General features: G+C 71.2%; 29 protein-coding genes. 18 read left to right on the forward strand and 11 right to left on the reverse strand.

The window, feature by feature from the left end:
- Nucleotides 1-2: 2 nt before the first annotated feature.
- Nucleotides 3-1,523 carry a methyl-accepting chemotaxis protein gene (locus ACK4TH_RS06865; protein ID WP_409624156.1) on the forward strand — a complete coding sequence of 507 codons (1,521 nt, stop codon included), beginning with the start codon at nucleotides 3-5 and terminating at the stop codon, nucleotides 1,521-1,523.
- Nucleotides 1,524-1,547: 24 nt separating this feature from the next.
- Complete coding sequence (locus tag ACK4TH_RS06870; protein ID WP_409624159.1) at nucleotides 1,548-1,937, forward strand: hypothetical protein; 390 nt, start codon at nucleotides 1,548-1,550, stop codon at nucleotides 1,935-1,937.
- Nucleotides 1,938-1,988: 51 nt separating this feature from the next.
- On the opposite strand, the gene ACK4TH_RS06875 is transcribed toward ACK4TH_RS06870, so the two are convergent.
- The gene (locus ACK4TH_RS06875; protein WP_409624162.1) at nucleotides 1,989-2,978 is read right to left on the reverse strand and encodes a quinone oxidoreductase family protein; all 990 of its coding nucleotides are present in this window, start codon (nucleotides 2,976-2,978) and stop codon (nucleotides 1,989-1,991) included.
- Nucleotides 2,979-3,092: 114 nt separating this feature from the next.
- Between ACK4TH_RS06875 and ACK4TH_RS06880 the strand changes: the two genes are divergently transcribed.
- Nucleotides 3,093-4,031 carry a DMT family transporter gene (locus ACK4TH_RS06880; protein ID WP_409624165.1) on the forward strand — a complete coding sequence of 313 codons (939 nt, stop codon included), beginning with the start codon at nucleotides 3,093-3,095 and terminating at the stop codon, nucleotides 4,029-4,031.
- 13 nt (nucleotides 4,032-4,044) lie between these two features.
- On the opposite strand, the gene ACK4TH_RS06885 is transcribed toward ACK4TH_RS06880, so the two are convergent.
- Genes ACK4TH_RS06885 through ACK4TH_RS06905 form a run of 5 tightly spaced genes read right to left on the reverse strand, consistent with a single transcriptional unit; the run spans nucleotide 4,045 to nucleotide 8,005 of the window.
- Entirely contained in the window at nucleotides 4,045-4,851 is an 807-nt protein-coding gene (locus ACK4TH_RS06885; protein WP_409624168.1) for an SDR family oxidoreductase, read from the reverse strand.
- Between the two features lie 28 nt (nucleotides 4,852-4,879).
- Nucleotides 4,880-5,794, reverse strand: a complete 915-nt coding sequence (locus tag ACK4TH_RS06890; protein WP_409624171.1) for a DMT family transporter — start codon at nucleotides 5,792-5,794, stop codon at nucleotides 4,880-4,882.
- Nucleotides 5,794-6,564 (reverse strand): spermidine synthase, encoded by a 771-nt coding sequence (locus ACK4TH_RS06895; protein ID WP_409624174.1) that lies wholly within the window; start codon nucleotides 6,562-6,564, stop codon nucleotides 5,794-5,796. Before ACK4TH_RS06895 ends, ACK4TH_RS06890 begins: the two co-directional genes overlap by 1 nt.
- A complete protein-coding gene (locus tag ACK4TH_RS06900; RefSeq protein ID WP_409624177.1) occupies nucleotides 6,561-7,106 on the reverse strand; it encodes a DNA-deoxyinosine glycosylase in 546 nt (181 codons plus the stop codon). The genes ACK4TH_RS06895 and ACK4TH_RS06900 overlap by 4 nt, the downstream gene beginning before the upstream one ends.
- Entirely contained in the window at nucleotides 7,103-8,005 is a 903-nt protein-coding gene (locus ACK4TH_RS06905) for a TatD family hydrolase (protein ID WP_409624262.1), read from the reverse strand. Before ACK4TH_RS06905 ends, ACK4TH_RS06900 begins: the two co-directional genes overlap by 4 nt.
- 54 nt (nucleotides 8,006-8,059) lie before the next feature.
- On the opposite strand from ACK4TH_RS06905, the gene ACK4TH_RS06910 reads away from it, so the two are divergent.
- On the forward strand, nucleotides 8,060-8,842 hold the full coding sequence (locus ACK4TH_RS06910; RefSeq protein ID WP_409624180.1) for an SDR family NAD(P)-dependent oxidoreductase: 783 nt from the start codon (nucleotides 8,060-8,062) through the stop codon (nucleotides 8,840-8,842).
- A gap of 157 nt (nucleotides 8,843-8,999) precedes the next feature.
- Nucleotides 9,000-9,986 (forward strand): Bug family tripartite tricarboxylate transporter substrate binding protein, encoded by a 987-nt coding sequence (locus tag ACK4TH_RS06915; protein WP_409624183.1) that lies wholly within the window; start codon nucleotides 9,000-9,002, stop codon nucleotides 9,984-9,986.
- 30 nt (nucleotides 9,987-10,016) lie between these two features.
- Here the strand turns inward: ACK4TH_RS06915 and ACK4TH_RS06920 are convergent, their stop codons facing one another.
- Entirely contained in the window at nucleotides 10,017-10,757 is a 741-nt protein-coding gene (locus ACK4TH_RS06920; RefSeq protein WP_409624186.1) for a 2OG-Fe dioxygenase family protein, read from the reverse strand.
- Nucleotides 10,758-10,895: 138 nt separating this feature from the next.
- Between ACK4TH_RS06920 and ACK4TH_RS06925 the strand changes: the two genes are divergently transcribed.
- A complete protein-coding gene (locus tag ACK4TH_RS06925; protein ID WP_409624189.1) occupies nucleotides 10,896-11,738 on the forward strand; it encodes a DUF2189 domain-containing protein in 843 nt (280 codons plus the stop codon).
- Here the strand turns inward: ACK4TH_RS06925 and ACK4TH_RS06930 are convergent.
- Entirely contained in the window at nucleotides 11,728-12,723 is a 996-nt protein-coding gene (locus ACK4TH_RS06930; RefSeq protein ID WP_409624265.1) for an MDR family oxidoreductase, read from the reverse strand. The genes ACK4TH_RS06925 and ACK4TH_RS06930 overlap by 11 nt on opposite strands.
- 42 nt (nucleotides 12,724-12,765) lie before the next feature.
- Nucleotides 12,766-14,529 carry a long-chain fatty acid--CoA ligase gene (locus ACK4TH_RS06935; RefSeq protein WP_409624191.1) on the reverse strand — a complete coding sequence of 588 codons (1,764 nt, stop codon included), beginning with the start codon at nucleotides 14,527-14,529 and terminating at the stop codon, nucleotides 12,766-12,768.
- Between the two features lie 114 nt (nucleotides 14,530-14,643).
- Here ACK4TH_RS06935 and ACK4TH_RS06940 point away from each other — a divergent pair, with 114 nt between their 5' ends.
- The 8 genes from ACK4TH_RS06940 to coq7 all read left to right on the forward strand — a co-directional run bounded on the left by ACK4TH_RS06940 (nucleotide 14,644) and on the right by coq7 (nucleotide 20,977).
- Nucleotides 14,644-15,267, forward strand: a complete 624-nt coding sequence (locus ACK4TH_RS06940) for an MFS transporter (protein WP_409624194.1) — start codon at nucleotides 14,644-14,646, stop codon at nucleotides 15,265-15,267.
- Nucleotides 15,225-15,767, forward strand: coding sequence for a hypothetical protein (locus ACK4TH_RS06945; RefSeq protein WP_409624197.1), 543 nt, complete (start codon nucleotides 15,225-15,227; stop codon nucleotides 15,765-15,767). The genes ACK4TH_RS06940 and ACK4TH_RS06945 overlap by 43 nt, the downstream gene beginning before the upstream one ends.
- 72 nt (nucleotides 15,768-15,839) lie before the next feature.
- Nucleotides 15,840-16,244 carry a hypothetical protein gene (locus ACK4TH_RS06950; protein ID WP_409624200.1) on the forward strand — a complete coding sequence of 135 codons (405 nt, stop codon included), beginning with the start codon at nucleotides 15,840-15,842 and terminating at the stop codon, nucleotides 16,242-16,244.
- Between the two features lie 70 nt (nucleotides 16,245-16,314).
- Complete coding sequence (locus ACK4TH_RS06955; RefSeq protein WP_409624203.1) at nucleotides 16,315-17,637, forward strand: hypothetical protein; 1,323 nt, start codon at nucleotides 16,315-16,317, stop codon at nucleotides 17,635-17,637.
- A 3-nt stretch (nucleotides 17,638-17,640) separates the two neighbouring features.
- Nucleotides 17,641-19,068: a multicopper oxidase family protein gene (locus ACK4TH_RS06960; RefSeq protein ID WP_409624206.1), complete on the forward strand. Its 1,428-nt coding sequence runs from the start codon at nucleotides 17,641-17,643 to the stop codon at nucleotides 19,066-19,068.
- Nucleotides 19,052-19,576 (forward strand): plastocyanin/azurin family copper-binding protein, encoded by a 525-nt coding sequence (locus tag ACK4TH_RS06965; RefSeq protein ID WP_409624209.1) that lies wholly within the window; start codon nucleotides 19,052-19,054, stop codon nucleotides 19,574-19,576. The genes ACK4TH_RS06960 and ACK4TH_RS06965 overlap by 17 nt, the downstream gene beginning before the upstream one ends.
- A complete protein-coding gene (locus ACK4TH_RS06970; protein ID WP_409624212.1) occupies nucleotides 19,573-20,289 on the forward strand; it encodes a DUF411 domain-containing protein in 717 nt (238 codons plus the stop codon). Before ACK4TH_RS06965 ends, ACK4TH_RS06970 begins: the two co-directional genes overlap by 4 nt.
- 22 nt (nucleotides 20,290-20,311) lie before the next feature.
- Entirely contained in the window at nucleotides 20,312-20,977 is a 666-nt protein-coding gene (gene coq7, locus ACK4TH_RS06975) for a 2-polyprenyl-3-methyl-6-methoxy-1,4-benzoquinone monooxygenase (protein WP_409624215.1), read from the forward strand.
- 11 nt (nucleotides 20,978-20,988) lie between these two features.
- Here coq7 and ACK4TH_RS06980 read toward each other — a convergent pair whose 3' ends face one another.
- Nucleotides 20,989-21,441 carry an OsmC family protein gene (locus tag ACK4TH_RS06980; protein ID WP_409624218.1) on the reverse strand — a complete coding sequence of 151 codons (453 nt, stop codon included), beginning with the start codon at nucleotides 21,439-21,441 and terminating at the stop codon, nucleotides 20,989-20,991.
- A gap of 283 nt (nucleotides 21,442-21,724) precedes the next feature.
- Here ACK4TH_RS06980 and ilvA point away from each other — a divergent pair, with 283 nt between their 5' ends.
- Entirely contained in the window at nucleotides 21,725-23,308 is a 1,584-nt protein-coding gene (gene ilvA, locus ACK4TH_RS06985; protein WP_409624221.1) for a threonine ammonia-lyase, biosynthetic, read from the forward strand.
- A gap of 49 nt (nucleotides 23,309-23,357) precedes the next feature.
- Here the strand turns inward: ilvA and ACK4TH_RS06990 are convergent, their stop codons facing one another.
- Nucleotides 23,358-23,888 carry a type II secretion system protein N gene (locus ACK4TH_RS06990; RefSeq protein WP_409624224.1) on the reverse strand — a complete coding sequence of 177 codons (531 nt, stop codon included), beginning with the start codon at nucleotides 23,886-23,888 and terminating at the stop codon, nucleotides 23,358-23,360.
- Between the two features lie 23 nt (nucleotides 23,889-23,911).
- Here ACK4TH_RS06990 and gspG point away from each other — a divergent pair, with 23 nt between their 5' ends.
- Genes gspG through gspI form a run of 3 tightly spaced genes read left to right on the forward strand, consistent with a single transcriptional unit; the run spans nucleotide 23,912 to nucleotide 25,219 of the window.
- Nucleotides 23,912-24,358 carry a type II secretion system major pseudopilin GspG gene (gene gspG / locus ACK4TH_RS06995; RefSeq protein WP_409624228.1) on the forward strand — a complete coding sequence of 149 codons (447 nt, stop codon included), beginning with the start codon at nucleotides 23,912-23,914 and terminating at the stop codon, nucleotides 24,356-24,358.
- Nucleotides 24,333-24,806 carry a prepilin-type N-terminal cleavage/methylation domain-containing protein gene (locus ACK4TH_RS07000; RefSeq protein WP_409624231.1) on the forward strand — a complete coding sequence of 158 codons (474 nt, stop codon included), beginning with the start codon at nucleotides 24,333-24,335 and terminating at the stop codon, nucleotides 24,804-24,806. The genes gspG and ACK4TH_RS07000 overlap by 26 nt, the downstream gene beginning before the upstream one ends.
- Before the next feature lie 5 nt (nucleotides 24,807-24,811).
- Nucleotides 24,812-25,219 (forward strand): type II secretion system minor pseudopilin GspI, encoded by a 408-nt coding sequence (gene gspI / locus ACK4TH_RS07005; protein WP_409624233.1) that lies wholly within the window; start codon nucleotides 24,812-24,814, stop codon nucleotides 25,217-25,219.
- Nucleotides 25,220-25,233 lie beyond the last annotated feature (14 nt).

A 25,233-nucleotide genomic window follows, 5' to 3' on the forward strand; every position in this document is an offset into this window, starting at 1 on the left:
CGTTGGCGATTCCCACGGCCACAACACCCACCCACGCCCCATCGGCGGGCCAGGGGTGGCGGCACAACCTGACCCTGGGGTGTGTCACCGCCATCGCGGCGGCGGCCGTTCCGCTAATCGGCGATGCGGTGGGCTGGGCATCCGGCAACGCCATCCCCGCCTGGCGCTGGGGGCTGGACCTGCTGGCCGTTGGCGGCGCCGCGATGGGCATGGTATGGACCATGCGTTCCTTGGGACAGCGCGTGCGCGGCATCCGGCGCGACATGCTCACGCTCAGCATGGGCGATCTGCGCCAGCCCATCGTGGCCGACGCCGACGACACCCTCGGCAGTCTGCAGCGGGAGCTGGCCATGCTGCAGGCGGCCCTGACCGACATCATCCGCGCCGTGCGCCACGCCAGCAACGAGGTGGTGCACTCGGCAATCGAAGTCACCCACGGGGCGCGCGACGTCGCCGCACGGGCCGAATCGTCCGCCGCGGCGCTGGAGGAGTCCTCCGCCGCGCTGGAGCAAACCTCATCCACCTCGGCGCACACCGCCGACTTGGTGGCGCAGGCGGCCGATCTGGCACAGACCAACGCCGGCTCCGCGGCCCGCGGGGGCGAGATCGTCGAGCGCGTCGTGCAGACCATGCGCCGGCTGGAGGAATCCTCCGCACGCATCCGCGACATCACCGGCGTCATCGATGGCATCGCCTTCCAGACCAACATTCTGGCGCTCAACGCCGCGGTGGAAGCGGCGCGCGCCGGCGAGGCGGGCCGGGGCTTTGCGGTGGTGGCCGGTGAGGTGCGTCAGCTCGCGCAGCGCTCCAGCCAGGCCGCGCGCGAGATCAAGGACCTGATCGAGCGCACGGTGCAGGACGTGGCCGCTGGCGTCGACGTGGTGCAGGGCGTGGGTGGCGTGATGCAGGACATCGTCGCCTCCGCGCAACGCACGCGCGAGCTGATGGACGAGGTGGCCAACGCCGCGCGCGAGCAGCAGTTGGGCGTCAAGCAGATCGGCGAAGCCGTGCAGGAACTGGACCGCAACACCCAGCAAAACGCCGCCTTGGCCGAGGAGACCGCCACCGCCTCGGCGGCGCAGCGGGATGCCGCGCTGCGCATGGCGGCGCTGGTGGACGAGTTCCGTCTGGCGGGCAGCCAGACGCAGTATGCCAGTGCCGTGCAGGGCCTGGACGTCGATGCCATCATCGATGCGCACCGGCAGTGGAAGGTCAAGCTGCGCGACGCCATCGAAAACCAGGCCACCGTGGACACCGACACGCTGCGCCGCGACGACTGCTGCGCGCTGGGCAAGTGGATCTACGGCGAAGGCCGCCAGCGCTTCGGCTCGCAACCGCGATTTGCCGAATTGATCGAGCGCCACAAGCACTTCCACCAAGTCGCCGCGGGCGTGGGCGAGCTGGTCAACCGCCGCGAGTGGCGACAGGCCGAAGAAGCCATCGCCCCCGGCACCCCCTTCAGCCAAGCGACCCGCGCGGTGGTGCAGGTGTTGTCGGCGGCCAAGCGCATCGGCTTCGACTGAATCCCGTTGTATAAACAGGGCAACGTGAAACGCGCGATCGCTTTCCTTTTGCCCGCCGTGCTGTGCGCGCCGGCCCTGACGCAGCCGGTGGCCTGCCACGTGGCCTACGCGGGGGCCACGCGCGTTTTCCTCATCGAACCCACGGCTCACGACGGCCCGGCCCGCCCCCTGCTGGAGGGGGCCACGGTGGTGGTGGAGGTGGCCAACCGCCTGCCTCCCGCCCCCGGGGCGGGGGTGACGGTGCGCACGCTGGGGTTGCGGGACGGCCACCCGTATCTGCTGCACCAGGCCAGCTACCTGCCCGGCGCTCCCGCCAGCGGCCCGCACGGGTTTACCGGACTGCAAGTGGTGCGCGAGCCCTCGCGCGGCAACGAATTGGCCTACTGGTGCGAGGCCGCCGCCCAGCGGCCGTGAGGTAGCCGTGACCGGGCGGTGGTGCAGCGGCGGCGCGCCATCGCGTGACCGTCAGGGCAGCAGCACGGTCGAGCCCGTGGTCTGCCGCGCCTCCAGCGCCCGGTGTGCGTCCTGCACCTGCGCCAGCGCAAACCGCTGCTCGACGTGTATCTTGACCTGCCCTGACGTGACGACGCCGAACAAGTCATCGGCCATGGCCTGCGTACGCTCGCGGCTGGTGATGTGCGAGAACAGCGTCTGACGCGTCACATACAGCGAACCCTTGGGCCCCAGGATACCGGGCGCAAACGGCGGCACCGGGCCGCTGGCGTTGCCAAACGACACCATCAGCCCAAACGGCGCCAGACAGTCCAGCGAGCCGTCCCAGGTGTCCTTGCCCACCGAGTCGTACACGACCTTGACACCCCGCCCGCCCGTGATCGCCTTGACGCGCTCGACAAAGTTTTGCGTGCGGTAGTTGATGCAGTGCTCAGCGCCATTGGCGATGGCCAGCGCGCACTTGTCGTCGGTACCCGCGGTGCCGATCAGGCGCAAGCCCAGCGCGCGCGCCCATTGGCAGGCGATGAGGCCCACGCCGCCCGCGGCCGCATGAAACAGCACAAAGTCCCCCGGCTGCAACCCCTCCACCGGCCGGCTGTGTTTGAGCAGGTATTGCGCCGTCAGCCCCTTGAGCATCATCGCCGCGCCCTCCTCGAACGAAATGGCGTCCGGCAGACGGCACACATTCATGGCCGGCATGACGCGCACGTCGCAATAGCTACCGGGCGGCTGGGACGCGTACGCCACGCGGTCACCCACGGCCACGTGCGTCACACCGGGGCCTACCGCCTCCACCACGCCGGCGCCCTCCATGCCCAGACGCGCCGGCAGCGGCATCGGGTACAGGCCCGTGCGGTGGTAGACGTCGATGAAGTTCAAGCCGATGGCGTGGTGGCGGATGCGCACCTCGCCCGGCCCCGGATCCCCCACCTCCACCTCGACGAGGCGCAGCACCTCGGGGCCGCCAGGGGCGTCGATTTGCACGGCACGGCTGTTCATCATGGGGGGTCTCCTGCGGCTCGGTGGCCAAACAAACCCCCAATGGTGCCACGACTGAGCCCAGGCCCATTAGTGGGGCGATCGGCAGCCCCACGACGGCTCGGGTACAGTCGCCTCATGCCCCGTGACACGACTGCGCCCCTGGCCCCCTCCACCATCGCGCTGCTCACCGTCCCGCCCCTGCTGTGGGCGGGCAACGCCGTGGTCGGCCGCATGGCGGCGGCCTGGATTCCGCCCATCACCTTCAATCTGTTGCGCTGGCTGATCGCTTTCGCCCTGCTCGTGCCGCTGGCGCACTGGGTGCTGCACCCGGGCAGCCCGATGTGGCGGCAGTGGCGGCGCTTTGCCGTGTTGGGGCTGTTCGCGGTGGCGGGCTACAACATGCTGCAATACCTGGCGCTGCACACGTCCACGCCGCTCAACGTCACGCTGGTCGCGTCGAGCATGCCGGTGTGGATGATGCTGGTGGGCCGGCTGTTTTTTGCCGCGCCGGTGCAACCGCAGCAGTTGGCGGGCGCCGTCCTGTCGCTGGGCGGGGTGCTGGTGGTGCTGTCGCAGGGCCAGTGGACGAATCTGCTGAAGCTGCAGTTCGTCCCCGGCGATGCGTGGATGCTGGCCGCCGCCTTCACCTGGGCCTGTTACAGCTGGCTGCTGACGCGCCGGGCGGAATCGCCCGAGATCCGCAACGACTGGGCGGCGTTTTTGCTGGCGCAAACCACCTTCGGCCTGATCAGCGCCGCTGCACTGGCGGGCGGCGAATGGATCTGGCTCACCACCGCCACGCCTGCGGACATGCCCACCCGCATCCACTGGAGCTGGGCTCTGGCGGCGGTGCTGCTCTTCGTCGCCGTGGGGCCGTCGGTCATCGCCTACCGCTGCTGGGGGGCGGGCGTGCAGCGCGCCGGCCCGACGGTGGCCGGCTTCTTCACCAACCTCACGCCGCTGTTCGCCGCGGTGATGTCGACGCTGCTGCTGGGCGAAACGCCACAGGCCTACCACGCCCTGGCCTTCGGGCTGATCGTCGCTGGCATCGCGGTGTCGTCGCGGCGGGGGTGAACGGGCAACGCCCTCAAAACGTCCCCGGATAAGCCCCGCCGTCGAGCAGGATGTTCTGGCCGGTGATGTAGCCGGCGTGCACGCCGCACAGGAACGCGCAGACGGCACCGAACTCCTGCGGCGTGCCAAAACGCCCGGCGGGGATGGCTTTGCGCTGCTGGTGCTCGATGACCTCCAGCGGCTGTCCGATCTTGTCCGCCGCCGCCTGCAGCGTGGCGCGCAACCGGTCGGTGGCGAACTTGCCCGGCAACAGGTTGTTGATGGTCACCCCCTGGCCCGCCAGGCCGCTGCGCGCCAGACCGGCCACGAAGCCGGTGAGACCGGTGCGCGCACCGTTGCTCAGGCCCAGGATGTCGATCGGCGCCTTGACGGCGCTGGAGGTGATGTTGACGATGCGCCCGAAGCCGCGCGCCGCCATGCCATCCACCGTCTCCTTGATGAGTTCGATGGGCGTCAGCATATTGGCATCCAGCGCGCGCAGCCAGGTGTCGCGGTCCCACTGTCGAAAGTCGCCCGGCGGCGGCCCGCCGGCGTTCGTCACCAAGATGTCCACGTCGCGCCCCGGCCCGCCGGGCACGGCCATCAGGGCCTCCCGCCCGGCGGGGGTGGTCACATCGGCCGCCACGGTCAGCACCTGGTTGCCCGCACCGGGCGGCAGTTCGGCGCGCAACGCGGCCGCCGCCGCCTCCAGCGCGTCCGCACCGCGCGCGGCCATCACCACATTCACCCCCTCCAGCGCCAGCGCGCGCGCACAGCCCCAGCCCAGCCCCTTGCTGGCGCCACACACCAGCGCCCACTTGCCTGCAATGCCCAGATCCATCGCTTGCTCCTGATCACACGCCCAGCCGTCATCGGCCCTGCCGGCTGACCCACAACACCCCAGCCAGCACCAGCGCGGTACCGGCCACGATCCAACCGTTGAACGGCTCGCCCAGCACCAGTACGCCCAGCGCGATGGTGGACAACGGGCCGATCATGCCGGTTTGCGCCGTCAGGCCCGGGCCGATGCGCTCGATGGCCATCATCACCATGACCACGGGCGCCGCGGTGCACAACACGGCGTTCGCCACCGACAACGCGATGACGGGCGGCGCCACCCATGCCGCCGACAGCGGACGCAGCAGCGCGAATTGCAGCAGGCACAGCAAACAGGCCACCGTGGTGGCCCAGCCCACCAGCCGCAGCGAGCCCAGCCGCTGCACCATCTGTCCACTGTAGACCAGATAGACCGCATAGCTGACCGCGCTGCCCAGCACCAGCGCGGCGCCGGTCACGGTGGACCAGCCGTCGAACCGCACCTCGTGGCCAAAAACCAGCAGCACGCCGGCATAGCTCAGCGCCATGGCACCGGCCTGACGGCCGGTGATCGGCCGGCGGTACAGGGCCCAGCCCAGCAGCAGCACCAGCGTTGGGTTCAGGTACAGAATCAGCCGCTCCAGACTGGCGCTGATGTACTGCAAGCCCCAAAAATCCAGAAAACTGGCCGCGTAATAGCCTGTAAACCCCAGCCAGACGATGCCGCGCCAGTCGGTGCGGGTCAGCGGCACGACCGGCTGGCCCTGGCGAAACGTCGCCCACCACAGCATCGCCAAAAACAGGGGCAGCGCAAACAACATGCGGTACATGATCAGCGTCACCGCGTCCACCCCGTAGCGGTAAGCCAGCTTGACGATGATCGCCTTGCCACTGAAGGCGATGGCGCCACCCGTCGCCAGCAGCAGGCCGACGCGGCGCGCGGCGGGGGATGGCGAGGGGGGTGACATCAGGGCTCCAGCGGCTGCAGGCTGCGCAGCCAGTGCGGTGCGGGCAGACGCCAGCGGCGGCGGATGGCGTCGGCCCGGGCGGTGAGCACTTCGCGCGCGGGGCGTTGCGGGGTGCGCTGGGCCAACACCACGGTGTTGCCCTCGGCGGTGGGTTTGAAGACCCACAGCGCCTCGCGGCCAAAGGCGTGCACCAGCGCAGCCAGCGACCGCTCGAAGCTGGCGCGCCGGCCAAACAGATTGACGGTCAATGCGCCGTCATCGGTCAGCAGCGCGCGGCAGTCCGTGTAGAAGGCCGCGCTGTCCAGCACGGGGGCGCCCGCGTCGTGGTCGTACAGGTCCACGGCCAGGGCATCCACCGTGCCCTGCCAGGGCGGATGGCGCACCCAGTCCGCCGCATCGCCCACCACCACGCGCAGGCGCGGACCATCCGCCGGCAGGCGAAACCAGGTGCGGCAGGCCAGGACGACCTGGGGATTGAGTTCCACGGCCGTGGTGTCCATGCCCAGCCGCCGATGGCAGAACTTGGTGATGGCCGCCGCGCCCAGGCCCAATTGCAGCGCGCGGCGCGCGGCGACGCTGTCCGGCTCGACGAAGAGCAGCCAGACCATCATGCGCTGCACATACTCCAGCGCCAGGTCGTTGGGCCGGTCCAGACGCATGCTGCCCTGGATCCACGGCGTGCCGCCCAGGTGCAGGTGGCGCAGCGGCCCTTCCTCGGAAAAGGTGACGCTGGGCAGCGGCGGCGCGGCACGGGAAAGGGCGGGGGTCATCTTGCGTCGGTCGGTTGCGGCAGGGCATGCACCGGGATGCCGTGGCGAGCCAGCACCTCGGCCCAGGCCGCGGTTTTGCGCGCCAGGCTCCAGCTGGCGTTGGCGGGGCTGGTAGAGGGCAGGCGCTCCACGGGTACGCCCAGCGCGCGGGTGTGGCGGGCGTGGCGCCAGCTCTCGCCGCCGTTGTGGGCGATGGCGCGCAGCGCCGGGCAGCGTTGGCGCAGGCCATGCAGATCGTTCAGGCGTGGGCGGCGAATGGCGCTGTCCAAGCTGCCTTCGCGCTCGCACTCGGCATACACGTCCCACACCCCCAGGCCGTGGTCCAGCAGCGCCGCCACGCGCTGCGCATACGGCCACTGTGGCAACGGCAGCCCCCACAGGGTACCCAGGATGGTCCAAAAATGGTTGTGCGGGTGGGCGTAGTACTGCTGCGCCCGCAGCGACGCCACGCTCGGGAAACTGCCCAGCACCAACAGGCGCGTATCCGGGCCCAGCACCGGCGGCAGCCCCTGCAGGCGCGGCGGAACGTGCCAGTCGCTCATGCCGAGCCCCCGATGGCTGCGGTTTCCGCCACGGCCGCACCCGCGTCCGGCGCGGTGCCGAGCAAAGCCCCCAGCCGGGGCAGCGCCGCGCAGGCATTGGCCCAGGTGGCGGCGGCCAGGGCCGCAGGGGCCAGGCCACGCAGCCGCGCGATCTCGGCCCCGATGCGCGGCAGCTCCGCCGGTGTGTTGCGGCCCTGGGGGCGGCCCGCGGCCCGCTCGGCCGCCGTCACATACAACCACTGCGGCGGAATGTCGGGCGCATCCGTCTCCAGCACCAGCGCCCGCAGCGGCAGCATGGCCGCCAGCTCGCGCAGGCGTCGCGCGGTGTCGAACGTCACCGCGCCCCCAAACCCCAGGCGGAAGCCGCGCGCGACGAATGCCTGTGCCTGCTGCAAGCTGCCGTTGAACGCGTGGGCGATCCCCCCGCCCACCGGGCAGCCACTGGCGGCCTGGGCGCGCAGGCCGGCCAACAGCGCATCGGCCGAACGCCGCACGTGCAGAATCACCGGCAGGCCGAAGCGCTGCGCCAGCCGCAGTTGCGCACGGTAGAAGTGCTGCTGGCGCGCGCGCATGGCCTCGGTACACAGCTCGGGCACGAAAAAATCCAAGCCGATCTCACCCACCGCGACCAGCCGCGGGTCGTCGCGCGCATCGGCCAGCGCCTGCTCCAGCCGGTGCAGGTCGCCGTCGCAGGCATGGGGCACATAGAGCGGGTGGATGCCGAGGGCATAGGCGTCGCCCGTTTGATGGGCCAGCGCACGCACCGCGGCAAAGTCGCGCGCCTGCACAGCCGGCAGCACGCAGCACGCCACACCCGCCGCCCGCGCCCGGGCGCGCTCGGCCAGCGCATCGGGGCCGAACTCGGGCGCATCGAGATGGCAGTGGGTGTCGATCCACATGGGATCCCGATTATGGTTCAGCACGCCTGCGGCCACCGGTGCCAGAATGCCGGCATGAACCGCCGTCACCTGACCATCCTGACCGGGGCCTCGCGCGGGCTGGGCCGCGCCATGGCCGAGCAGTTGCTCGGCCCCGTTCGGCTGTTGCTGACCATCGAGCGCCACCCCGACCCGGCACTCGCCACGCTGGCCGCGCGCAGCGGCGCGCACCTGGAGCAGTGGAGCCAGGACTTGGCCGAGCCGGCCGAGGCCGCCGAGCGGCTGGCCCTCTGGCTCGACACCCTGTCGCCGGCCACACTGGCCAGCGCGACGTTGATCAACAACGCCGCCGTGCTGCCACCGATCGGTCCGCTGCAGTCCGGCTCGGCGGAGGCGCTGTCGCGCGCCCTGCGCGTGGGCCTGGAAGCGCCCATGCACCTGACGGCCACGTTCTTGCGCGCCACCGACCGCTGGGTGCAGGCGCAGGGCTGGGATGGCCCGCGGCGGGTGCTCAACATCTCCTCGGGCCTGGGGCGCTACCCGATGGCGGGCCAGTCCATCTACTGCGCGGTCAAGGCCGGGTTGGACCACTTCAGCCGCTGCACCGCGCTGGACGAGGCCCGCCGCCCCCATGGGGCGCGCATCGTCTCGCTGGCGCCGGGGGTCATCGACACGGACATGCAGGTGCAGATGCGCGCCGGGGATCCGGCGGGCTTTCCGGACCGGGACCGCTTCGTGCAGTTGCACGCGCAAGGGCAGCTCACCCCGGCCGACCAGGCCGCGCGCCGTGTGCTCGCCTGGCTGGAGCGGCCGGATTTTGGCGATCCGTGTGTGGCCGATGTGCGGGATGCGGGGTAAGACGCACCGCTGTGGAGGCCCCGGCACGGTGCCGCGTGCTTCGGGGCGCCGGTCGGGCTGACGGGGCGACACGGTGGGCCCAGGCGCGCGTAAGATGGCCACATGTCCGGCGTCTGGCCGGGCGACTGCCCGAACGTCCCTTCCTCGGAGTTTCACGATGCCCCTGCACCCGACTTCCCGCCGCACCTGGCTCCAGACCGGTCTGGCCTGCGCCGCTGCTACCCTGGGCGCACCGCTGTCCGCCCTGGCCGACAACCGAACCGTGAAGATCCTGGTCGGCTTCCCACCCGGCGGGGGCACGGACGCCATCGCCCGCCTGCTGGCCGAGCCGCTGCGGGAGGCGCTGGGCGCGCCGGTGATCGTGGAGAACCGCGCTGGGGCCGGCGGGCAGCTGGCGGCACAGGCCCTCAAGGCCGCTGCCGCGGACGGCACCACGCTGTTCCTGTCGCACGACCATACGATCTCCATCCTGCCGCAGGTGCTGCGCAATCCGGGATTCGATCCGGCGAAGGATTTCGTTGCGGTGGCGGGCTTTGCCACCTTCGTCAACGCGCTGGCCGTCTCGGGCGGCACCCCGGCGAAGACGTATCGGGACTTCGTCGCCTGGGTGCGGCAGCAGGGCGGCAAGGCCAACGTCGGCATTCCTGCCCCGGCATCGGTACCGCAGTTTCTCGTGCAGTCCCTGGCCAAGCGCCAGCAGCTCGACCTGGTGGCCGTGCCCTACCGCGGCAGCGCGCCCATGATGGCCGACATGCTGGGCAACCAGATCCCGGCCGGTGTGGGGTCGGTGCCCGACTTCATCGAAAACCACAAGGCCGGCAAGGTGCAGATCGTCGGCGTCATGGGCCGCACGCGGCAGGCCATCCTGCCCGATGTGCCAACGTTTGCCGAGCTGGACATCCCCGGCTTCGAAGAGGTGCCCTACTACGGCCTGTTCGCCCCCGCCGGCACGCCCAAGGCAGCGCTGGAGCAGGTCAGTGCCGCGCTGGCCAAAGCCCTGGCTCAACCTGCCGTGCGGGATCGCCTGACGGCGATGGGGTTGACGGTCGGACACATGAGCGGCGAGCAGCTCGGCCAGCGCGAGCGCGCCTACACCGAGGTCTGGGCCCGCATCATCCGCGACAGCGGCTTCCAGCCGCAGTGACGGCTGGGGCACCGTCGCGCGGCGCGCCGGTCAGTCGCCCAAAAAGCCGCCAGCGCGATAGGTCAACACCAGGGTGTCGCGCCAGCCGAGTACGCCCTCGGTCTGCGGCTGGATGGGCGTGGTCTCGTGGATGACGCGCGCATCGTCCAGCAGCAGCACGGACCAAGGCTCGGTCAGCGTGAAGCGCTGTCCATTGGGGCCATCGGCCTCGAACACGCGGCTCTCGCCCCCCTTGATGCCGTGGCGGCCGACGAGAAAGACCGCCACCAGATCGACGCCGTCGCGGTGCGCGCCCTCGGGAGTGGGGCGACCGATGCCGCCCGTGGTGTCGATGCGGAAGGGGTGCGCCTCCACATACCAGGGCTGCGCGCCTTTGAGGGTGGACACCACGGCCCCGGTGCGCTGCAGCAGCCGTGTCCACGCCGGATGGGCCACCAAGGCATCGGTCAGGGGCGCAAACCAACGCCGCATGCCCCCGTGCAGGGCGTTGTATTCCACCGGCTGGTAGTGGGGCCGCTCGGGCATGGGGCGCACGGCCTCCCCCTCGACGACGAAGCAGCCATGCCGACGCCGGCGGTAGCGGCCGCCGTCCTTGAGGTAGCGATCCGGCGGCAGGTCGTCCCAGGCGGGCTGCAGGGCGGTCAGGGCGGCGGCGTCCAGCCCCAACCAGGCCCGCACATCCGCCGCGCCGAGCACCGCATAACCCTGGCGAGCCAGGGTGGCGTCAAGTTGATCGGCGGCAACGGTGGGCGGGTCGAAGTGCGCAATCATGGTGCGCCAAGTGTAGCCGGCCCGCTCGGCCGCGCTGCGGGTAAACGCTATGGACGTCGTCGCCTCGGCGGTCTATGGTTGGCGTTTGACAAAAATCAAAAGCCAGACAGCACACACACCTTCGCGGAGGGACATCCCATGGCAGCGACCCACCCCGAATCGACCGACACCGCCCCCCACGACACCAACCACCCGAACGCCGAGGCCGGGCGGGAATCGGTTTTTTCGCTGCCGCTGGCCTCGCTGAGCCCGGGCGATCCGCTGCGCTGGCTAGCCCGGGGCTGGCGGGACTTTCGGGCCTGTCCGCGCATCGGGCTGTTTTACGGCGCGTGCTTCGCGCTGATGGGTCAGGCGCTGTGGCAGGCGTTCCAGCATGCGCCGGCCTATGTGCTGGCGCTGAGTGCAGGCTTTTTGCTCCTGGGCCCGTTTCTGGCGCTGGGGCTGTACGACGCCAGCCGCGCGCTGGAAGAAGGGCGCCGCCCCTCGCTGCGCGCGTCGCTGTGGGCGTGGCGGCCCACGCTGTCCAGCATGGCCATCTTCGCCGGCGTGCTGCTGATCCTGGAGATGCTGTGGGGCCGCGCGTCGCTGGTGGTGTTTGCGGTGACGATGAACACCATGCCCTCCAGCGAAAACATGCTGGCCGCGCTGCTGAGTCTGGACAACCTGGAGTTTTTGGTCACCTATGTGGTCGTCGGGGCCATCTTCGCGGGACTGATCTTCGTCAGCAGCGCGATCGCCATCCCGATGATCCTGGACCGGCAGACGGATGCGGTGTCGGCGGCCCTCACGAGTTTTCGCGCCTGTGTGCAAAACCCGGGGGTCATGTTCCTTTGGGGCGCGTGGATCACCGGGCTGTGCGTGCTGGCGATGTTGCCCGCCTTCTTGGGGCTGCTGGTGGTGGGACCGGTGCTGGGCCACGCCACCTGGCACGCCTACCGGCACATCGTGCCGGCACCGGCCCGCACCGACGTCACGCGTTGACGTCCACGACCAGCCGGCCGCGCACCCGACCGGCCAGGACGTCGTCAGCAGCAGCGATGGCATCGGCCAGGGGGATGGTGCGCGTCATGCGTGCCAGCACCGCTCGATCCAGTTCGGCGGCCAGCCGCTGCCATGCCGTGCGACGGCGCGCCAGCGGGGCCATGACGCTGTCGATGCCGTACAGCGTCACCCCACGAAGGATGAACGGCGCCACCGTGGCCGGAAAGTCCATGCCCTGCGCCAGACCACAGGCGGCCACCGCGCCGCCGTAGCGGGTGCTGGCGCAGGCGTTGGCCAGGGTATGGCTGCCAACCGCGTCCACCACGCCGATCCAGCGCTCTTTCTGCAGCGGCTTGCCAGGCGCCGCCAGCGTCGCGCGGTCGATCACTTCTGAGGCGCCCAGGGCCTGAAGATAGTCCGCCTCTTGCGGGCGACCCGTAGAGGCCACGACGCGATGTCCGGCACGCGCCAGCAGCGCGATGGCGACGCTGCCCACACCGCCACCCGCTCCGGTCACCAGCACGTCGCCGCTGCCGGGCGCCACGCCCTGCGCCGCCCAGTGGGCCTGCAACGCCATCACGCACAACATGGCGGTGTAGCCCGCGGTACCGATGGCCATGGCGTCCCAGGCCGCAAGGCCCTGCGGCAGCGGCAACAGCCAGTCGGCCTTCAGGCGCGCGCGCTGCGCCAACCCGCCCCAGTGCACCTCGCCCACGCCCCAACCGTTGAGCAACACCGCGTCACCGGGCCGAAAGCGTGGGTCGTCGCTGGCCTCCACCGTGCCCGCCAGATCGATGCCAGGTACCATCGGAAACTGCCGCACCACCGGCGAGCGCCCGGTGATGGCCAGCGCGTCCTTGTAGTTGAGGGTGGAGTGCGACACGCGCACCGTCACCTCGCCGGCGGGCAGGCGGTCGTCGGTCAATTCGGTCAACGCGCAGCCATAGCCGGCGTCGGTCTTGTCGATCAGCAGGGCCTTGAACACGGCAGCATCTCCATGAGGGAAGGTCATCGGCATTCTGGCACGTCAGACGGGGGCGGGGGCGGCGGCGCGCGCGGCCTCCTGCAGCAGCCGCCACATCACCTTGCCGCTGCCGCTCTTGGGCAGGGCATCGACAAACTCGACAATGCGCGGCACCTTGTACGCCGCCATGTGCTCGTGGCACCAGGCGATCAGGTCGGCCTCGGTGACGGTGCCGCGCGCCGCCTGCCGCAGCACCACCACCGCCTTGACGGTCTCGCCCCGGTAGGCGTCCGGCACGCCGATCACACACGCCTCGGCGATGGCCGGGTGGCGAAACATCAGCGCCTCGACCTCGGCCGGCCAGACCTTGAAGCCGCTGGCATTGATCATGCGCTTGAGGCGGTCGGTGATGAAGAAGTAGCCGTTGTCGTCCACCCGGCCCAGGTCCCCGGTGCGGAAGTACCGCCGGCCCCGGCGCTCGAAGAACACCGCCGCTGTCGCCTCCGGGCGCTGCCAGTAGCCGTCGAAGACCATGGGGCCGCTGACGACGATTTCTCCCGCCTCGCCAGGGGGCAGTTCCTGCAAGGTGTCGGGGTCCACGACGCGCGCGTCGCAGCCGATGAAAGGCACCCCCAAGCACTGGGGCTGCGGACGGTCCGGCGGGTTGTGGTGCGAGGGGGCCGCGGTCTCGGTCAAGCCATAACCTTCCACATAGCGCAAGCCGAACTGGTCGTGTAGGCGCTGCGCGACGGCTGCTGGCATGGCTGCGCCGCCCCCGCCGATGAACACCAGGCTGGACAGGTCGTAGCGATCGAAGTGCGGGCTGGCCAACAGGTCGATCACCATGGTGGGGATGTTGGTCCAGTGCGTCACCCGCCAGCGCGAGATCAGCCGCCCCGCCAGATCCCGGTCCCAGCGCGGCATGATCACCGCGGTCGCCCCCAGATAGACGCTGGTGTGCATGCCCGCCACCATGCCGGTGATGTGGAACATCGGCACCACCAACAGCCCGACGTTCTCGGCCGTGCCATTGGTCCAGACCGCGGCGGCCACCGCGTTGTGCATCAGGGTGCGGTGCGGATGCATGCAGCCTTTGGGCAGCCCGGTGGTGCCGCTGGTGTAGGGCAGCACGGCCAGATCGTCCGGCCCCACCTCGTGTGGCGGCAGGGGATCGGCGCAGGCCATCGCCTCGGCCCAGTCGGCCACGCAGCCCTGCGTCAGCGCGGGCAGCGGATGGCGCGTGGCCAGCCACTCGCGCCAGGCGGCAGGCAGCGCCTCGCCGTCGAACGCTTCGTCGGGCATCGCATCGCGGTAGTGCAGCACCAGCAGGTCGCGCAGGCGTTGCTCGGGCGGCAAAGCGGCGTCGGCCGCGCACAACGCGGGGGCCAAATCGGCCGCGGCAATGGCCACGCGGGCCTGCGGATCGGTGATGTAGTGGCCCAGCTCGTCGGCCTTGTTCATCGGGTTGACCGGCACCACCACCGCGTTGGCGCGCAGGATGCCGTAGTAGGCGGCGATGAACTGCGGGCAGTTTTGCAGGAAGAGGATCACACGGTCGCCCCGCCGCACCCCGCGCGCGGCCAACCAGGCGGCGACGCGCTCGGCTTGGCGCTGCAACTCCGGATAGGTCATCACCCGGTCGAAAAACACCGTTGCCGCCTTGTCCGGATAGCGCCGCGCGCTCACCTCCAGGTTGAACCAGAGCGAGGTCTGGGGCGGCTGGATGGTGCGCGGCACACGCGCCGGCCAAACGCGGGCATGCGGTCGGTCATCGCCAGTGCCAGGGGAATCGCTGGGGGGATGGGACGCGGACTCGGCGGCGGTCATCGGGCAGTCTCCTCGGTTCTTGTCATGCGGTCGTGGGGTGGCACGCAGCGTGCCGTGCCAGCATCGCGCAGCATAGACAGCGCGGAGCCCGCTCGCCAAGCACGGACCTGTCTCGTGCGAGACCGAGGCACCGTCACCCGGGTGCTGGGCGGCCCCGCTGCAGCCGACTACCATGCCGCCATGGCCAATTCCGCGCCCCCCTCCGGTCCAACACCCCACGCCCCGGCGCCCGCCGCGCCCCTGCCGGGGTTGCTGTGGTTGTTTGCGGCGTGCAATTTCGTGATCGGCACCGGGGCCTTCGGGATGACGGGCTACCTGGGACCGGTGGCGGACGGGCTGGGGGTCAGTGTCGGCGCCGCGGGCCAGACCATGACCGTCTACGCTTTGGCCAACGCGGTGCTGGCGCCGCTGCTGATGGCGTTCACGGCCCGCTGGCCGCGGGCTCGGGTGATGCAGGGGGCGCTGGGCCTGTTCGCTTTCGGCACACTGCTTGGGGCTGCGGCACCCAATCTGACGGTGCTGATGGTGGGCCGGGTGCTGATGGGCGCGGGCGCGGTCTTCACCCCGGTTGCCGCCGGGCTGGCCGTGCAGTTGGCAGCCCCCGAACAGCGCGGACGGGCACTGTCGCGCACCTTCCTGGGGATGAGCCTGAGTTATGTGCTGGGCATGCCCTACGGTGCGTGGGTGGGCCTGCAATGGGGCTGGCGCTGCTGTACTTCACGGGCATCTTCGTCGTGACCGCCTACATGGGGCCGGTGCAACTCGCGCTCAATCCGCTCAGCCCGGGGGGGCTGAGCGCGCTGCTGGCCGGCATCGGCGCGGCAGGTTTGGCGGGCACCCTGGGTGGGGGCTGGGCGGCCGACCAACTGGGGCCGCGGCGCACGATCGCGCTGCTGTTGTCCTGTCTGCTGGTGACCATGATCGCCGTCCCATGGACAGCCGGGCACCTGGCCTGGACGGCCGTCGCCTTTGCGGTGTGGACCGTCTGCGGCTTCGGGCTCATGACCCCCCAGCAGTCCCGCTTGGCGGAGCTGGCATTCACCCAGGCCCCCCTGCTGTTGAGCCTGAACGCCTCGATGGTCTACATCGGCACGGCCCTCGGCTCCGCCATCGGCGGCGCGGCCATCCCCGTCCTGGGGTTCGAACGGCTGGCGTGGCTGGGCGCGGTCTTCGTCGCGGCGGCTCTGCTGACCTTGGCGGTCAACACGGCACCGCCGCCGCGTCCGCGCCCGCGCTGAATGGCGCCCGGCGTGTGGGGCTGAAAGCGAGCACGACACCACGGAACGTCCGCCACCGCTATGATGGCGACCATGCGTCGAGCACTGGTGTGGTTGCTGCTGGCCCTGCTGCCCTGGCGGTTGTGGGCGGCGGACGCCATGGCGCTGCAGCCCTGCCACGCGCCCACGCCATCGGTGGCCACACCCATGGCTCCGCAAGACCATACGGCCTCGCACCATGCGATGCACGCCGAGGCGCCCGCGCACGATGCCGCGCGGCACGCGGCGCACACGCCGTCGGATGGGACCGCTGCTCACGACTCGGCCCAGAGCCCCCACGCAGGATGTACCCTGTGTGACATTTGTCACAACACGGCTATGGCAGCGCCTGCGACAGTGGCATTCGGCAACCCTGTCCCGCATCGCTGGGGCCTGACCCAGGCACACCTGCCGCCGACGCCGTCGATGGCCCCGCCGCACAAACCCCCGATCGCCTGAACCGCCCCACGTTCCGTCGCCGGCGGCTTGGTGCGCCGCTGCGCGCTCGTCCCGTTTCCGGAGATCGTTCATGCCCCGTGCCCATCCCGGGCGGCGTTGGTGGGGGCCGCTGCTGTTGGCGGCCCTGACGACTGCACACGCCCAGACCCCCCATGTTCACCCCGGTGGCTCGCCCCCCGGCACGTCCGCCCCTGCAATGCCCGCGGCCCCATCGGCCCCGCCATCCGGCCCCGCGCCGGCGGGGAATGCCACCGACCCTGCCACCGCCTGGCGCGCCGCCAACGACGCCGTCGGCGCCTTCCCGCGCGGCCACGCCGACATCCTGCGCTGGGAGCGCGAACATGCCCCAGCTCCGGCGTCCCCACCCTTGCCATCCGGCCCCAGTTGGACGCTGGACGACGTGTCCCGCCGTGCCCTGCTGGGTCAACCGGACCTGCTCATCATCCCCGGGCAGTCACGGCCGGAGGAACTGCAGCGGCAGCAGGCCGCGGCAGCCGTGGTGCTGAAGGCGCAGGCCGCTTGGATCGAGGCGATCGCGGCCCGCCGACTGCGTCAGCTCGCCGAGCAGGCCCACTTGGCGGGGGACGTGGGCGCCGAACTGGCCAACCGCACACGGCAGGTCGGCAACGTCAGTGCCGAACGTGCCTTGCGCGAATCGCTGCCGTCCTTGGAAGCCAAAGAGCGGCTGGCACAGGCAGTGGCCGCCGAGCGGCACGCGCTGGTGAGGCTGTGGCAGCGTCTCGGTGGAGATGGACCTGAAAGCGCGGCAGCGCACCTGCCAGCCGCGCTGCCGGAGCGGCCGCCGCTGCCTGCGGCCGACGAGGCGCCCGCCCTGGCTGCCCGGCAGCGTGCGCAACATCCGGACTGGCCGCGCCTGCGGATCGAAGCCGAACGCCGGCGCTCCGCCCTGCCCGCCCATGCCTGGGAGACGCTGCAGACCGAGTGGGCGCAGGCCGTCGCCCGCGGCCAGCCTGGCGCTGCGCGGCTGGATCCGTCCGCTCCGCGCTGGCCGCACGCCTGGTCCGAAGCGCTGGCGGCGCAAATGGCACTGGCCCAGCTGGAGCGCCAGCTCGACGGCGATCTTTGGTTGGCTCTGGACGCAGCGCGCCGGGCCGAGGCGCGCGCGCGTCATCAGCGCGAGGACATGGTGCCCGCCCGCCGACGGCTGGAGGAAGAAACCCTGCTGCGCTACAACGGCATGCTGGCCAGCACCTGGGAGCTGCTCGCCGCCGCGCGCGAGCGCATCGCCGCCGAGCAAGAGGCGGTCAAGGCCGAACGCGACGCGTGGCTCGCCTGGCTGGACCTGCAGGCCGTCCTGAGCGGCCTGCCGCTGCCGGATCGCGCCCCGGCCACCGACGCCGACACCCCTGCCACCCCCGTGAAAGGCCACTGACCCATGGAACGCCGCCACTTCTTTGCGCAGGCCTTGGCCGGCACCGCCGCCGTGGCCGGGGCCGCCGTCGCCCGTCATGCCCTGGCCGGCCTGCCTGAGCCCGTCGTCCGCACCAGCCCCGACACCGCCGGGCCGTGGATCCCGCCCGGCGTCACCGGCGCCGGGCGCCCCTACCGCCCGGTCGTCACCCTCAACGGCTGGACGCTGCCGTTTCGCATGCGCGACGGCGTCAAGGAGTTCCACCTGGTGGCCGAGCCGGTGGTGCGCGAATTCGCGCCTGGCTTTTCGGTCAACTTGTGGGGCTACAACGGCACCAGCCCCGGCCCGACGATCGAAGTCGTCGAGGGTGACCGGGTGCGCCTCTACGTCACCAACCGGCTGCCCGAGCACACCACCATCCACTGGCACGGCCAGCGCCTGCCCAACGGCATGGACGGCGTGGGCGGCCTCAACCAGCCGCAGATCCCGCCCGGCAAGACCTTCGTCTACGAGTTCACGGCCCGCCGTCCCGGCACCTTCATGTACCACCCGCATGCGGACGAGATGGTGCAGATGGCCATGGGCATGATGGGCTTCTGGGTCACGCACCCCAAGGGCCGCCACCCCTGGATCGCCGAGGTGGACCGCGACTACTGCTTCCTGCTCAACGCCTTCGACGTCACGCCAGGCGCGCGCACACCCAATGTCAACACCATGCTCGACTTCAACATCTGGGCCTGGAACAGCCGCGTCTTCCCCGGCATCGACCCGCTGGTGGCGCGCCTGGGCGAGCGCGTGCGCGTGCGCATCGGCAACCTGACCATGACCAACCACCCGATCCACATCCACGGCATCGAGTTCGAGGTCACCGGCACCGACGGCGGGCCGGTGCGGCCCGAAGCGCGTTGGCCCGAGGTGACGGTGGACATCGCGGTCGGACAGATGCGCCAGATCGAGTTCATCGCCGACGAGGAAGGCGACTGGGCCATGCACTGCCACAAGAGCCACCACACCATGGGCGCCATGGGGCACGGCGTGCCCACGATGATCGGCGTGGACCACCGCGGCCTGGTGCAGCGCATCCAGCGCGTCGTGCCCGACTACATGGTCATGGGCGAGCGCGGCATGGCCGACATGGGCGAGATGGAGATGCCCCTGCCCGACAACACCTTCCCGATGATGACCGGCACCGGCCCCTACGGCCCGATCGAGATGGGCGGCATGTTCACGACGCTGAAGGTGCGCCGCGACCTGGCCCCGGGCGACCACCGCGACCCGGGTTGGTACCGGCAACCGCCGGGCACCCAGGCGCGCCCGGTGGAGGCGACCGCGGCACCGGCCGCGCACGGTCCCGGACACCATGCCCCGCACGGCCCCCATGGCCGCCCTGCCGCCTCTGCCCCGTTCGACGCCCGCAAACCCCAAGGAGGACACCATGGCCACCCCCACTGATCCCTTGCGCCGCGCGCTGCTGGCCAGCGTGGCCGCGCTGCCCCTGGCGGCAGCCGCCCATGGCCCGCAGGCCCACGGCACCCCGTCCCACCGCGCGGCGCCACCCGAGCAGAAGCCCTGGGGCATCGCCGGCGACCCCGCCCGAGTGAGCCGCACGGTCGAGATCCGCATGGGCGACGACATGCGCTTCCGCCCCGACCGCCTGACCGTGCGCGAGGGCGAGACGCTGCGCCTGCGCGTCGTCAACCGCGGGCGGGTCATGCACGAGCTGGTGCTCGGCACCCCGGAGGAACTCGCGGCCCACGCCGAACTCATGAAAAAACATCCCGGCATGGAGCACGACGAACCGTACATGGCGCACGTGCCGCCCGGGCGGCGCGGCGAGCTCATCTGGCACTTCAACCGCCCCGGCGACTTCGCCTTTGCATGTCTGATCGCCGGCCACTTCGAAGCGGGCATGGTCGGCCGCATCCGTGTCGAGCCCGCAGCACAGGAGAAGACACCATGAAACGACGCGACTGGATGCGCTGGGGCGCGGCATGGCTGGCCGCCTCGGGCACGGGGCTGGGCATCGCCCAGCCCACCTCCCCTTTGGTGGAGGTGTGGAAAGATCCCCAATGTGGCTGCTGCAACGACTGGATGCGCCACCTCGAGGCCAACGGTTTTCGTGTCCAGGCCTTCGACAGCGGTAACGTCGGCATGCGCCAGCGGCTGGGCATGCCGCAGGCGCTCGGCTCCTGCCACACAGCCCGCGTGGGTGGCTACGTGGTCGAGGGTCATGTGCCCGCCGCGGACATCCAGCGCCTGCTGCGCGAGCGGCCTGCGGCGCTGGGCCTGTCCGTGCCGCGCATGCCGGTGGGCAGCCCTGGCATGGACGGCCCCGAATACGGCAACCGTCGCGATCCCTACGACGTGCTGCTCGTGCAGCGCGACGGCTCCACCCGGGTGTATGCCAGTTACCACCAAATGCAGTCGGCCGCCCCGGCGGCGACCGCCGATCGGTGGGCCGAAGGCGAGGTGCGGCGCATCGACACCGCGGCGCGCAAGATCACCTTGCGCCACGGCGACATTCCCGATCTGGACATGCCGCCAATGACCATGGTGTTCCAGGTCCGCGATCCGGCCCTGCTGCAGGGTCTGCAGCCAGGGGCCCGGGTGCGGTTTCGCGCACAGAAAGCCGATGGAGCCTACATCGTGACCGACATCAAAGCGGCACCGTGACGGCTGCGCTAGGATGGGCACCATGACCTCGTTCATCGATGCCACCCTGATCACCGCCGACAACGCGCTGCGCACGCTGTTCGCCCCCCACCACGCCGCGCGACCGACGCCCGCCGTGTCCGCCGAACGGCAGGCCGAGGCCGCGCAGATGACCGAAGCGGAACGTCGCCTCTCCGGGGCGCTGATGCGCGTCAACCACGTCGGCGAGATTTGCGCGCAGGCGCTCTACACCGGACAGGCGCTGGCGGCCCGGCTGGGCCCCGGCCGTCCGGAGGAGCGCGAGCGCACCGCCCGCCACCTGGAAGCCGCCGGGCAGGACGAAACCGATCACCTGGCGTGGTGCCAGCAGCGGCTGGACGAGCTGGGCGACCGCCGCTCGCTGCTTGCGCCGTTGTGGTACGCGGGCGCGCTGACCATCGGCGTGGCGGCCGGCTTGGCCGGGCGCGGCATCAGCTTGGGCTTCGTCGTCGAGACGGAACGCCAGGTCGAGGCCCATTTGGATGGCCACTTGGACCGCCTGCCGGCGCGCGACCATCCGTCGCGGGCCATCGTTGCGCAAATGAAGGCCGACGAAATCCGCCATGCGCGCGATGCGCAGCACGCCGGCGGTGTGGAACTGCCGCCGCCCGTGAAATGGGCGATGCGCGCCGCCGCCAAGGTCATGACGACGGTCGCACACCGCATCTGACCGGTCGCAGGTCAGTCCACCTCGATCAGCTCATAGCTGGTCGTGATCTGCGCCGTCTTGCCCAGCATGATGCTGGCGGAGCAGTATTTTTCGTGGCTGAGCTGGATGGCGCGCTCGAGCGCGGAGGCCGGGATGCCCTTGCCGTGCACCACGAAGTGCATGTGGATCGAAGTGAACACCTTGGGCTCGGTCTCGGCCCGGGTGGCGGACATCTTGACCTGACAACCCCGCACATCGTGCCGACCGCGCTTGAGGATCATCACGATGTCGAAGGAAGTGCAGCCACCGGTTCCCGCCAGCAGCAGCTCCATGGGCCGCGGCGCCAGGTTGGCGCCACTGGTCTCGGGCTTGGCGGGGTCCGCGGCGCCATCCATCGCCACGATATGACCGCTGCCGGTCGCGGCCACGAAACCCATGTTGGAGCCAGCGCCCGCAGGGCCGGTCCAGGTGACGGTGCATTCCATCCAACTGTCTCCAAAACGACACGGCGCAGACGGGTATGCTGCACCGCAATATAAGCGGTATATAATATGCGGGATTGTACGACGCGCCCGGCGCATGGCCGGCGTCGTTTGGGCCTCGTGGCCCGGCAACGGTTGTCTCCTCTGCCCTCTATGGGTGGTTCAAGGCCCAGGCTTCGCGCCTGGGCCTTTTTTTCTCGTGTCCGGTCCCGCAGCGGGGAGGAGCCGCAGGCACGGACACCGCATCCGTGCGCCGTATGATTGCGCGGACCCATTCGGAATCGCCATGCCTGCCCAGTCCCCCGCCTGCCCCGATCCCACCCCGCTGACCCCGCAGGACTACCTGAAGAAGATCCTCACCGCGCGCGTCTACGACGTGGCGCGCGAGACGCCGCTGGAGCCGGCGCGTAACCTCAGCCGCCGTCTGCACAACAAGGTGCTGCTCAAGCGCGAGGACCAGCAGCCGGTGTTCAGCTTCAAGCTGCGCGGCGCCTACAACAAGCTGGCGCACCTGTCGGCCGAGCAGCTGCAGCGCGGCGTCATCTGCGCCTCGGCCGGCAACCACGCGCAGGGCGTGGCGCTGGGCGCACACCGGCTCGGCGCGCGCGCCGTCATCGTCATGCCCACGACCACCCCGCAGGTCAAGATCGACGCCGTGCGCGCGCTCGGCGGCGAGGTGGTGCTGCACGGCGACAGCTATTCGGATGCCGCGCAGCACGCCGCGGAACTCGCGCGCCGCGACGGCCTGACCTTCGTGCACCCGTTCGACGATCCCGACGTCATCGCCGGCCAGGGCACCATCGCGATGGAGATGCTGCGCCAGCTGCAGGGCCTGGGCTCCAACCGGCTTGACGCGGTGTTCGTCGCCATCGGCGGCGGCGGCCTGATCGCCGGCGTGGCCTGCTACCTCAAGGCCGTGCGGCCCGACATCCGCGTCATCGGCGTGCAGATGAGCGACTCGGATGCCATGCTGCGCTCGGTGCGCGCGGGCGAGCGCGTGCAGCTCGCCGACGTCGGGCTGTTCTCCGACGGCACCGCCGTCAAGCTGGTCGGCGAGGAGACCTTCCGCCTCGCGCGCGAGCTGGTCGACGGCTACGTCACCGTCGACACCGACGAGGTCTGCGCCGCGATCAAGGACGTGTTCGTCGACACGCGCAGCATCGTCGAGCCGGCCGGGGCGATGGCGGTGGCGGCGATCAAGAAGCACGTCGCCGAGCACAAGACGCGCGGCGAGACCTACGCCGCCATCCTGTGCGGCGCCAACATGAACTTCGACCGCCTGCGCTTCGTCGCCGAGCGCGCCGAGGTCGGCGAGGAGCGCGAGGCGCTGTTCGCCGTCACGATTCCCGAGGAGCGCGGCAGCTTCCTGCGCTTCCTGCAGACGATCGGCTCGCTGCCGGGCGGGCCGCGCAACGTCACCGAGTTCAACTACCGCATCCACGACGCCAAGGTGGCGCACGTGTTCGTGGGCCTGACCACCCACGGCAAGGGCGAAAGCGGCAAGATCGCCGCTGCCTTCGAGCGGCAGGGCTTCGCGACGCTGGACCTGACGCACGACGACCTGGCGCAGGAGCACATCCGCCACATGGTCGGCGGCCACTCGCCGCTGGCGCAGGACGAGCGGCTGCTGCGCTTCATCTTCCCCGAACGGCCCGGCGCGCTGCTGAAATTCCTGACCTTGATGCGCCCGAGCTGGAACATCAGCCTGTTCCACTACCGCAACCAGGGCGCCGACTACGGCCGCATCCTGGTCGGCCTGCAGGTGCCGCCGAAGGACGCGCGGGCCTTCGAGCGCTTCCTGCGCGAACTCGGCTACCCCTACGTCGAGGAGACCGACAACCCCGTCTACCAGCTGTTTCTGCGCGGCTGAGCGGCGCCCAGCCCCCCGACCGGCGGAGGGACGCGCTGCGACGACGGCCTCAGCCGCCGGTGCCCCGCGCGGTGGCCGATACGGCCGGCCGCACCGGCGCGGGCAGCCGCACCGCCTCGCCGCCCTGCGGCGGCGCCAGCCACACGCCATCGCGCTCGATGCGCTGCACGCGCCAGCCGTCCGGCAGCGTCGCTCCGACGCGATAGGGCCGCGCCGGCCGGCCATCGGCGGCCAGCAGCGCCGCCCCCTGACCGCCCCCGTCGGCCAGCACGCCGAGCAGGCGCCAGGCCGAGCCGGTGGCGGCGACGGCGGCCGGTGCCGGGGTATCGGTGCGGCCGTCGCCACCGCCCAGCGCCCGCACCATCGTCTCCACCTGCACGACCGGGGCCGACGATGGCGGCGGCGCCACCAGGCCCGCGCCCTGCGCCTGACCCCACAGCCGCCAGCCCCACGCCGCCGCGAGCCAGCCAGCCACCCCCCACGCGAGCAGCGCGGCCAGCGCGGGCAACCGAACCCGCCCGCCCGCGCGGCCCCGGCGGCCGGGCGACCTGCGGACAGGAGGAGCGGCGGAAGGTGTCATGGGGCTGCATTATCATCGTTGGCATGACATCCGCCTGCGCGCCTGCGATCCCCGCCCGCCGCACCCGCCGGGGTTTCACGCTGATCGAGCTGCTGGTCATCCTCGTCATCATCGGGGTGCTGGCCGCGCTGATCGTACCCAACGTCATCGGCCGCGCCGACGAGTCGCGCGTCACCGCGGCGCGCGCCGACGTGGCCAACCTGATGCAGGCGCTCAAGCTGTACCGGCTGGACAACCAGCGCTACCCCTCGCAGGAGCAGGGCCTGCAGGCGCTGGTGCAGCGGCCGACCTCCGGCCCCCCGGCGCCGAACTGGCGCCCCTACCTGGACAAGCTGCCCAACGACCCCTGGGGTCGGCCTTACCAGTACCTCAACCCCGGCGCCTACGGCGAGGTGGACGTGTTCTCGCTCGGCGCCGACGGTCAGCCCGGCGGCGAGGGCAACGATGCCGACATCGGCAGCTGGCAGTGACCCCGCGCCCGCCCGGGCCGCGTGGCGCCCGCTCGGGCTGACGCTGCTGGAGCTGCTGGTGGTGCTGGCCATCGTCGGCATCGCCAGCGTCGGCGTGGTGCAGGCGTGGCGCGGCGACGCCGACCGGCGCCTGGACCGGCTGGCCACCGAGCTGCGCGACCAGATCGAGGCCGTGCGGGCGCTCGCGCGCGCCAGCGGCACCCGCGCCGAGCTGGCCTGGGACGCCGAGGGCCTGCGCTGGCGTGGCTTGCCGGAGGCGGCGCTGCCCGAGCTGCCGCGCGCGCGCCCGTGGCCACTCGAGAACGTGGCGCTGACGCTGGAGCCGCCACAGCCGGCGCTGGCGCTGGGCACCGAGCCGATGGGCCCGCCGTGGCGGCTGACGCTGCGCCACGGCGAACGCACGCGCGCCCTGGCCTTCGACGGCTGGGGCGCGGTGCGCGTGGAGTGAGTCCCGTGGTGCCCCTGGCCGCTGCAGCCCTCAGCCGTGGCGACCCGGCCCGCTGGCGCCCCGGCGGCTTCACGCTGGTGGAGGTGCTGGTGGCGCTGGCCATCGCCGCCACCGCGGCACTGGCCGCCCAGCAGGCCGGCCAGGCCCTGCTGCGCACCGCCGAGCGCCAGCCCGCGCAGTGGCTGGCGCAGCTGTGCGCGCACAACGCACAGGTCGCGCTGCGGCTGGAGCCGGCCTTCCCGCCCCCCGGCACGCGCGAGCTCACCTGCACGCAGGGCGGCGTGGAACACACGGTGCAGATCGCGATCGAACCGACGCCCAACCCCAGCTTTCGCCGGGTCGAGGTGCGCGTGCGCCCCGCCGGCAGCGACCTCGTGCTGACGCGGCTGACCACCGTGCTGGGTCGGCACTGACCGAGGAACTGGCG

Origin of the sequence: Tepidimonas sp., from assembly GCF_046292505.1 — a bacterium.
Taxonomy (GTDB): Bacteria; Pseudomonadota; Gammaproteobacteria; order Burkholderiales; family Burkholderiaceae_C; genus Tepidimonas.

Bases quoted from the DNA above. Each gene is read 5' to 3' on its own strand.
- ACK4TH_RS06885 (WP_409624168.1), bottom strand. From the start codon at position 4,851: ATGGATCTGGGCATTGCAGGCAAGTGGGCGCTGGTGTGTGGCGCCAGC.
- ACK4TH_RS06875 (WP_409624162.1), bottom strand. From the start codon at position 2,978: ATGATGAACAGCCGTGCCGTGCAAATCGACGCCCCTGGCGGCCCCGAG.
- ilvA (WP_409624221.1), top strand. From the start codon at position 21,725: ATGCCTGCCCAGTCCCCCGCCTGCCCCGATCCCACCCCGCTGACCCCG.
- ACK4TH_RS06915 (WP_409624183.1), top strand. From the start codon at position 9,000: ATGCCCCTGCACCCGACTTCCCGCCGCACCTGGCTCCAGACCGGTCTG.
- gspG (WP_409624228.1), top strand. From the start codon at position 23,912: ATGACATCCGCCTGCGCGCCTGCGATCCCCGCCCGCCGCACCCGCCGG.
- ACK4TH_RS06880 (WP_409624165.1), top strand. From the start codon at position 3,093: ATGCCCCGTGACACGACTGCGCCCCTGGCCCCCTCCACCATCGCGCTG.
- ACK4TH_RS06990 (WP_409624224.1), bottom strand. From the start codon at position 23,888: ATGACACCTTCCGCCGCTCCTCCTGTCCGCAGGTCGCCCGGCCGCCGG.
- ACK4TH_RS06955 (WP_409624203.1), top strand. From the start codon at position 16,315: ATGCCCCGTGCCCATCCCGGGCGGCGTTGGTGGGGGCCGCTGCTGTTG.
- ACK4TH_RS06980 (WP_409624218.1), bottom strand. From the start codon at position 21,441: ATGGAATGCACCGTCACCTGGACCGGCCCTGCGGGCGCTGGCTCCAAC.
- ACK4TH_RS06920 (WP_409624186.1), bottom strand. From the start codon at position 10,757: ATGATTGCGCACTTCGACCCGCCCACCGTTGCCGCCGATCAACTTGAC.
- ACK4TH_RS06960 (WP_409624206.1), top strand. From the start codon at position 17,641: ATGGAACGCCGCCACTTCTTTGCGCAGGCCTTGGCCGGCACCGCCGCC.
- ACK4TH_RS06970 (WP_409624212.1), top strand. From the start codon at position 19,573: ATGAAACGACGCGACTGGATGCGCTGGGGCGCGGCATGGCTGGCCGCC.
- coq7 (WP_409624215.1), top strand. From the start codon at position 20,312: ATGACCTCGTTCATCGATGCCACCCTGATCACCGCCGACAACGCGCTG.
- ACK4TH_RS06965 (WP_409624209.1), top strand. From the start codon at position 19,052: ATGGCCACCCCCACTGATCCCTTGCGCCGCGCGCTGCTGGCCAGCGTG.
- ACK4TH_RS06950 (WP_409624200.1), top strand. From the start codon at position 15,840: ATGCGTCGAGCACTGGTGTGGTTGCTGCTGGCCCTGCTGCCCTGGCGG.
- ACK4TH_RS06910 (WP_409624180.1), top strand. From the start codon at position 8,060: ATGAACCGCCGTCACCTGACCATCCTGACCGGGGCCTCGCGCGGGCTG.
- ACK4TH_RS06935 (WP_409624191.1), bottom strand. From the start codon at position 14,529: ATGACCGCCGCCGAGTCCGCGTCCCATCCCCCCAGCGATTCCCCTGGC.
- ACK4TH_RS06945 (WP_409624197.1), top strand. From the start codon at position 15,225: ATGGGGCTGGCGCTGCTGTACTTCACGGGCATCTTCGTCGTGACCGCC.
- ACK4TH_RS07000 (WP_409624231.1), top strand. From the start codon at position 24,333: ATGCCGACATCGGCAGCTGGCAGTGACCCCGCGCCCGCCCGGGCCGCG.
- ACK4TH_RS06900 (WP_409624177.1), bottom strand. From the start codon at position 7,106: ATGAGCGACTGGCACGTTCCGCCGCGCCTGCAGGGGCTGCCGCCGGTG.
- ACK4TH_RS06925 (WP_409624189.1), top strand. From the start codon at position 10,896: ATGGCAGCGACCCACCCCGAATCGACCGACACCGCCCCCCACGACACC.
- ACK4TH_RS06905 (WP_409624262.1), bottom strand. From the start codon at position 8,005: ATGTGGATCGACACCCACTGCCATCTCGATGCGCCCGAGTTCGGCCCC.
- ACK4TH_RS06895 (WP_409624174.1), bottom strand. From the start codon at position 6,564: ATGACCCCCGCCCTTTCCCGTGCCGCGCCGCCGCTGCCCAGCGTCACC.
- ACK4TH_RS06890 (WP_409624171.1), bottom strand. From the start codon at position 5,794: ATGTCACCCCCCTCGCCATCCCCCGCCGCGCGCCGCGTCGGCCTGCTG.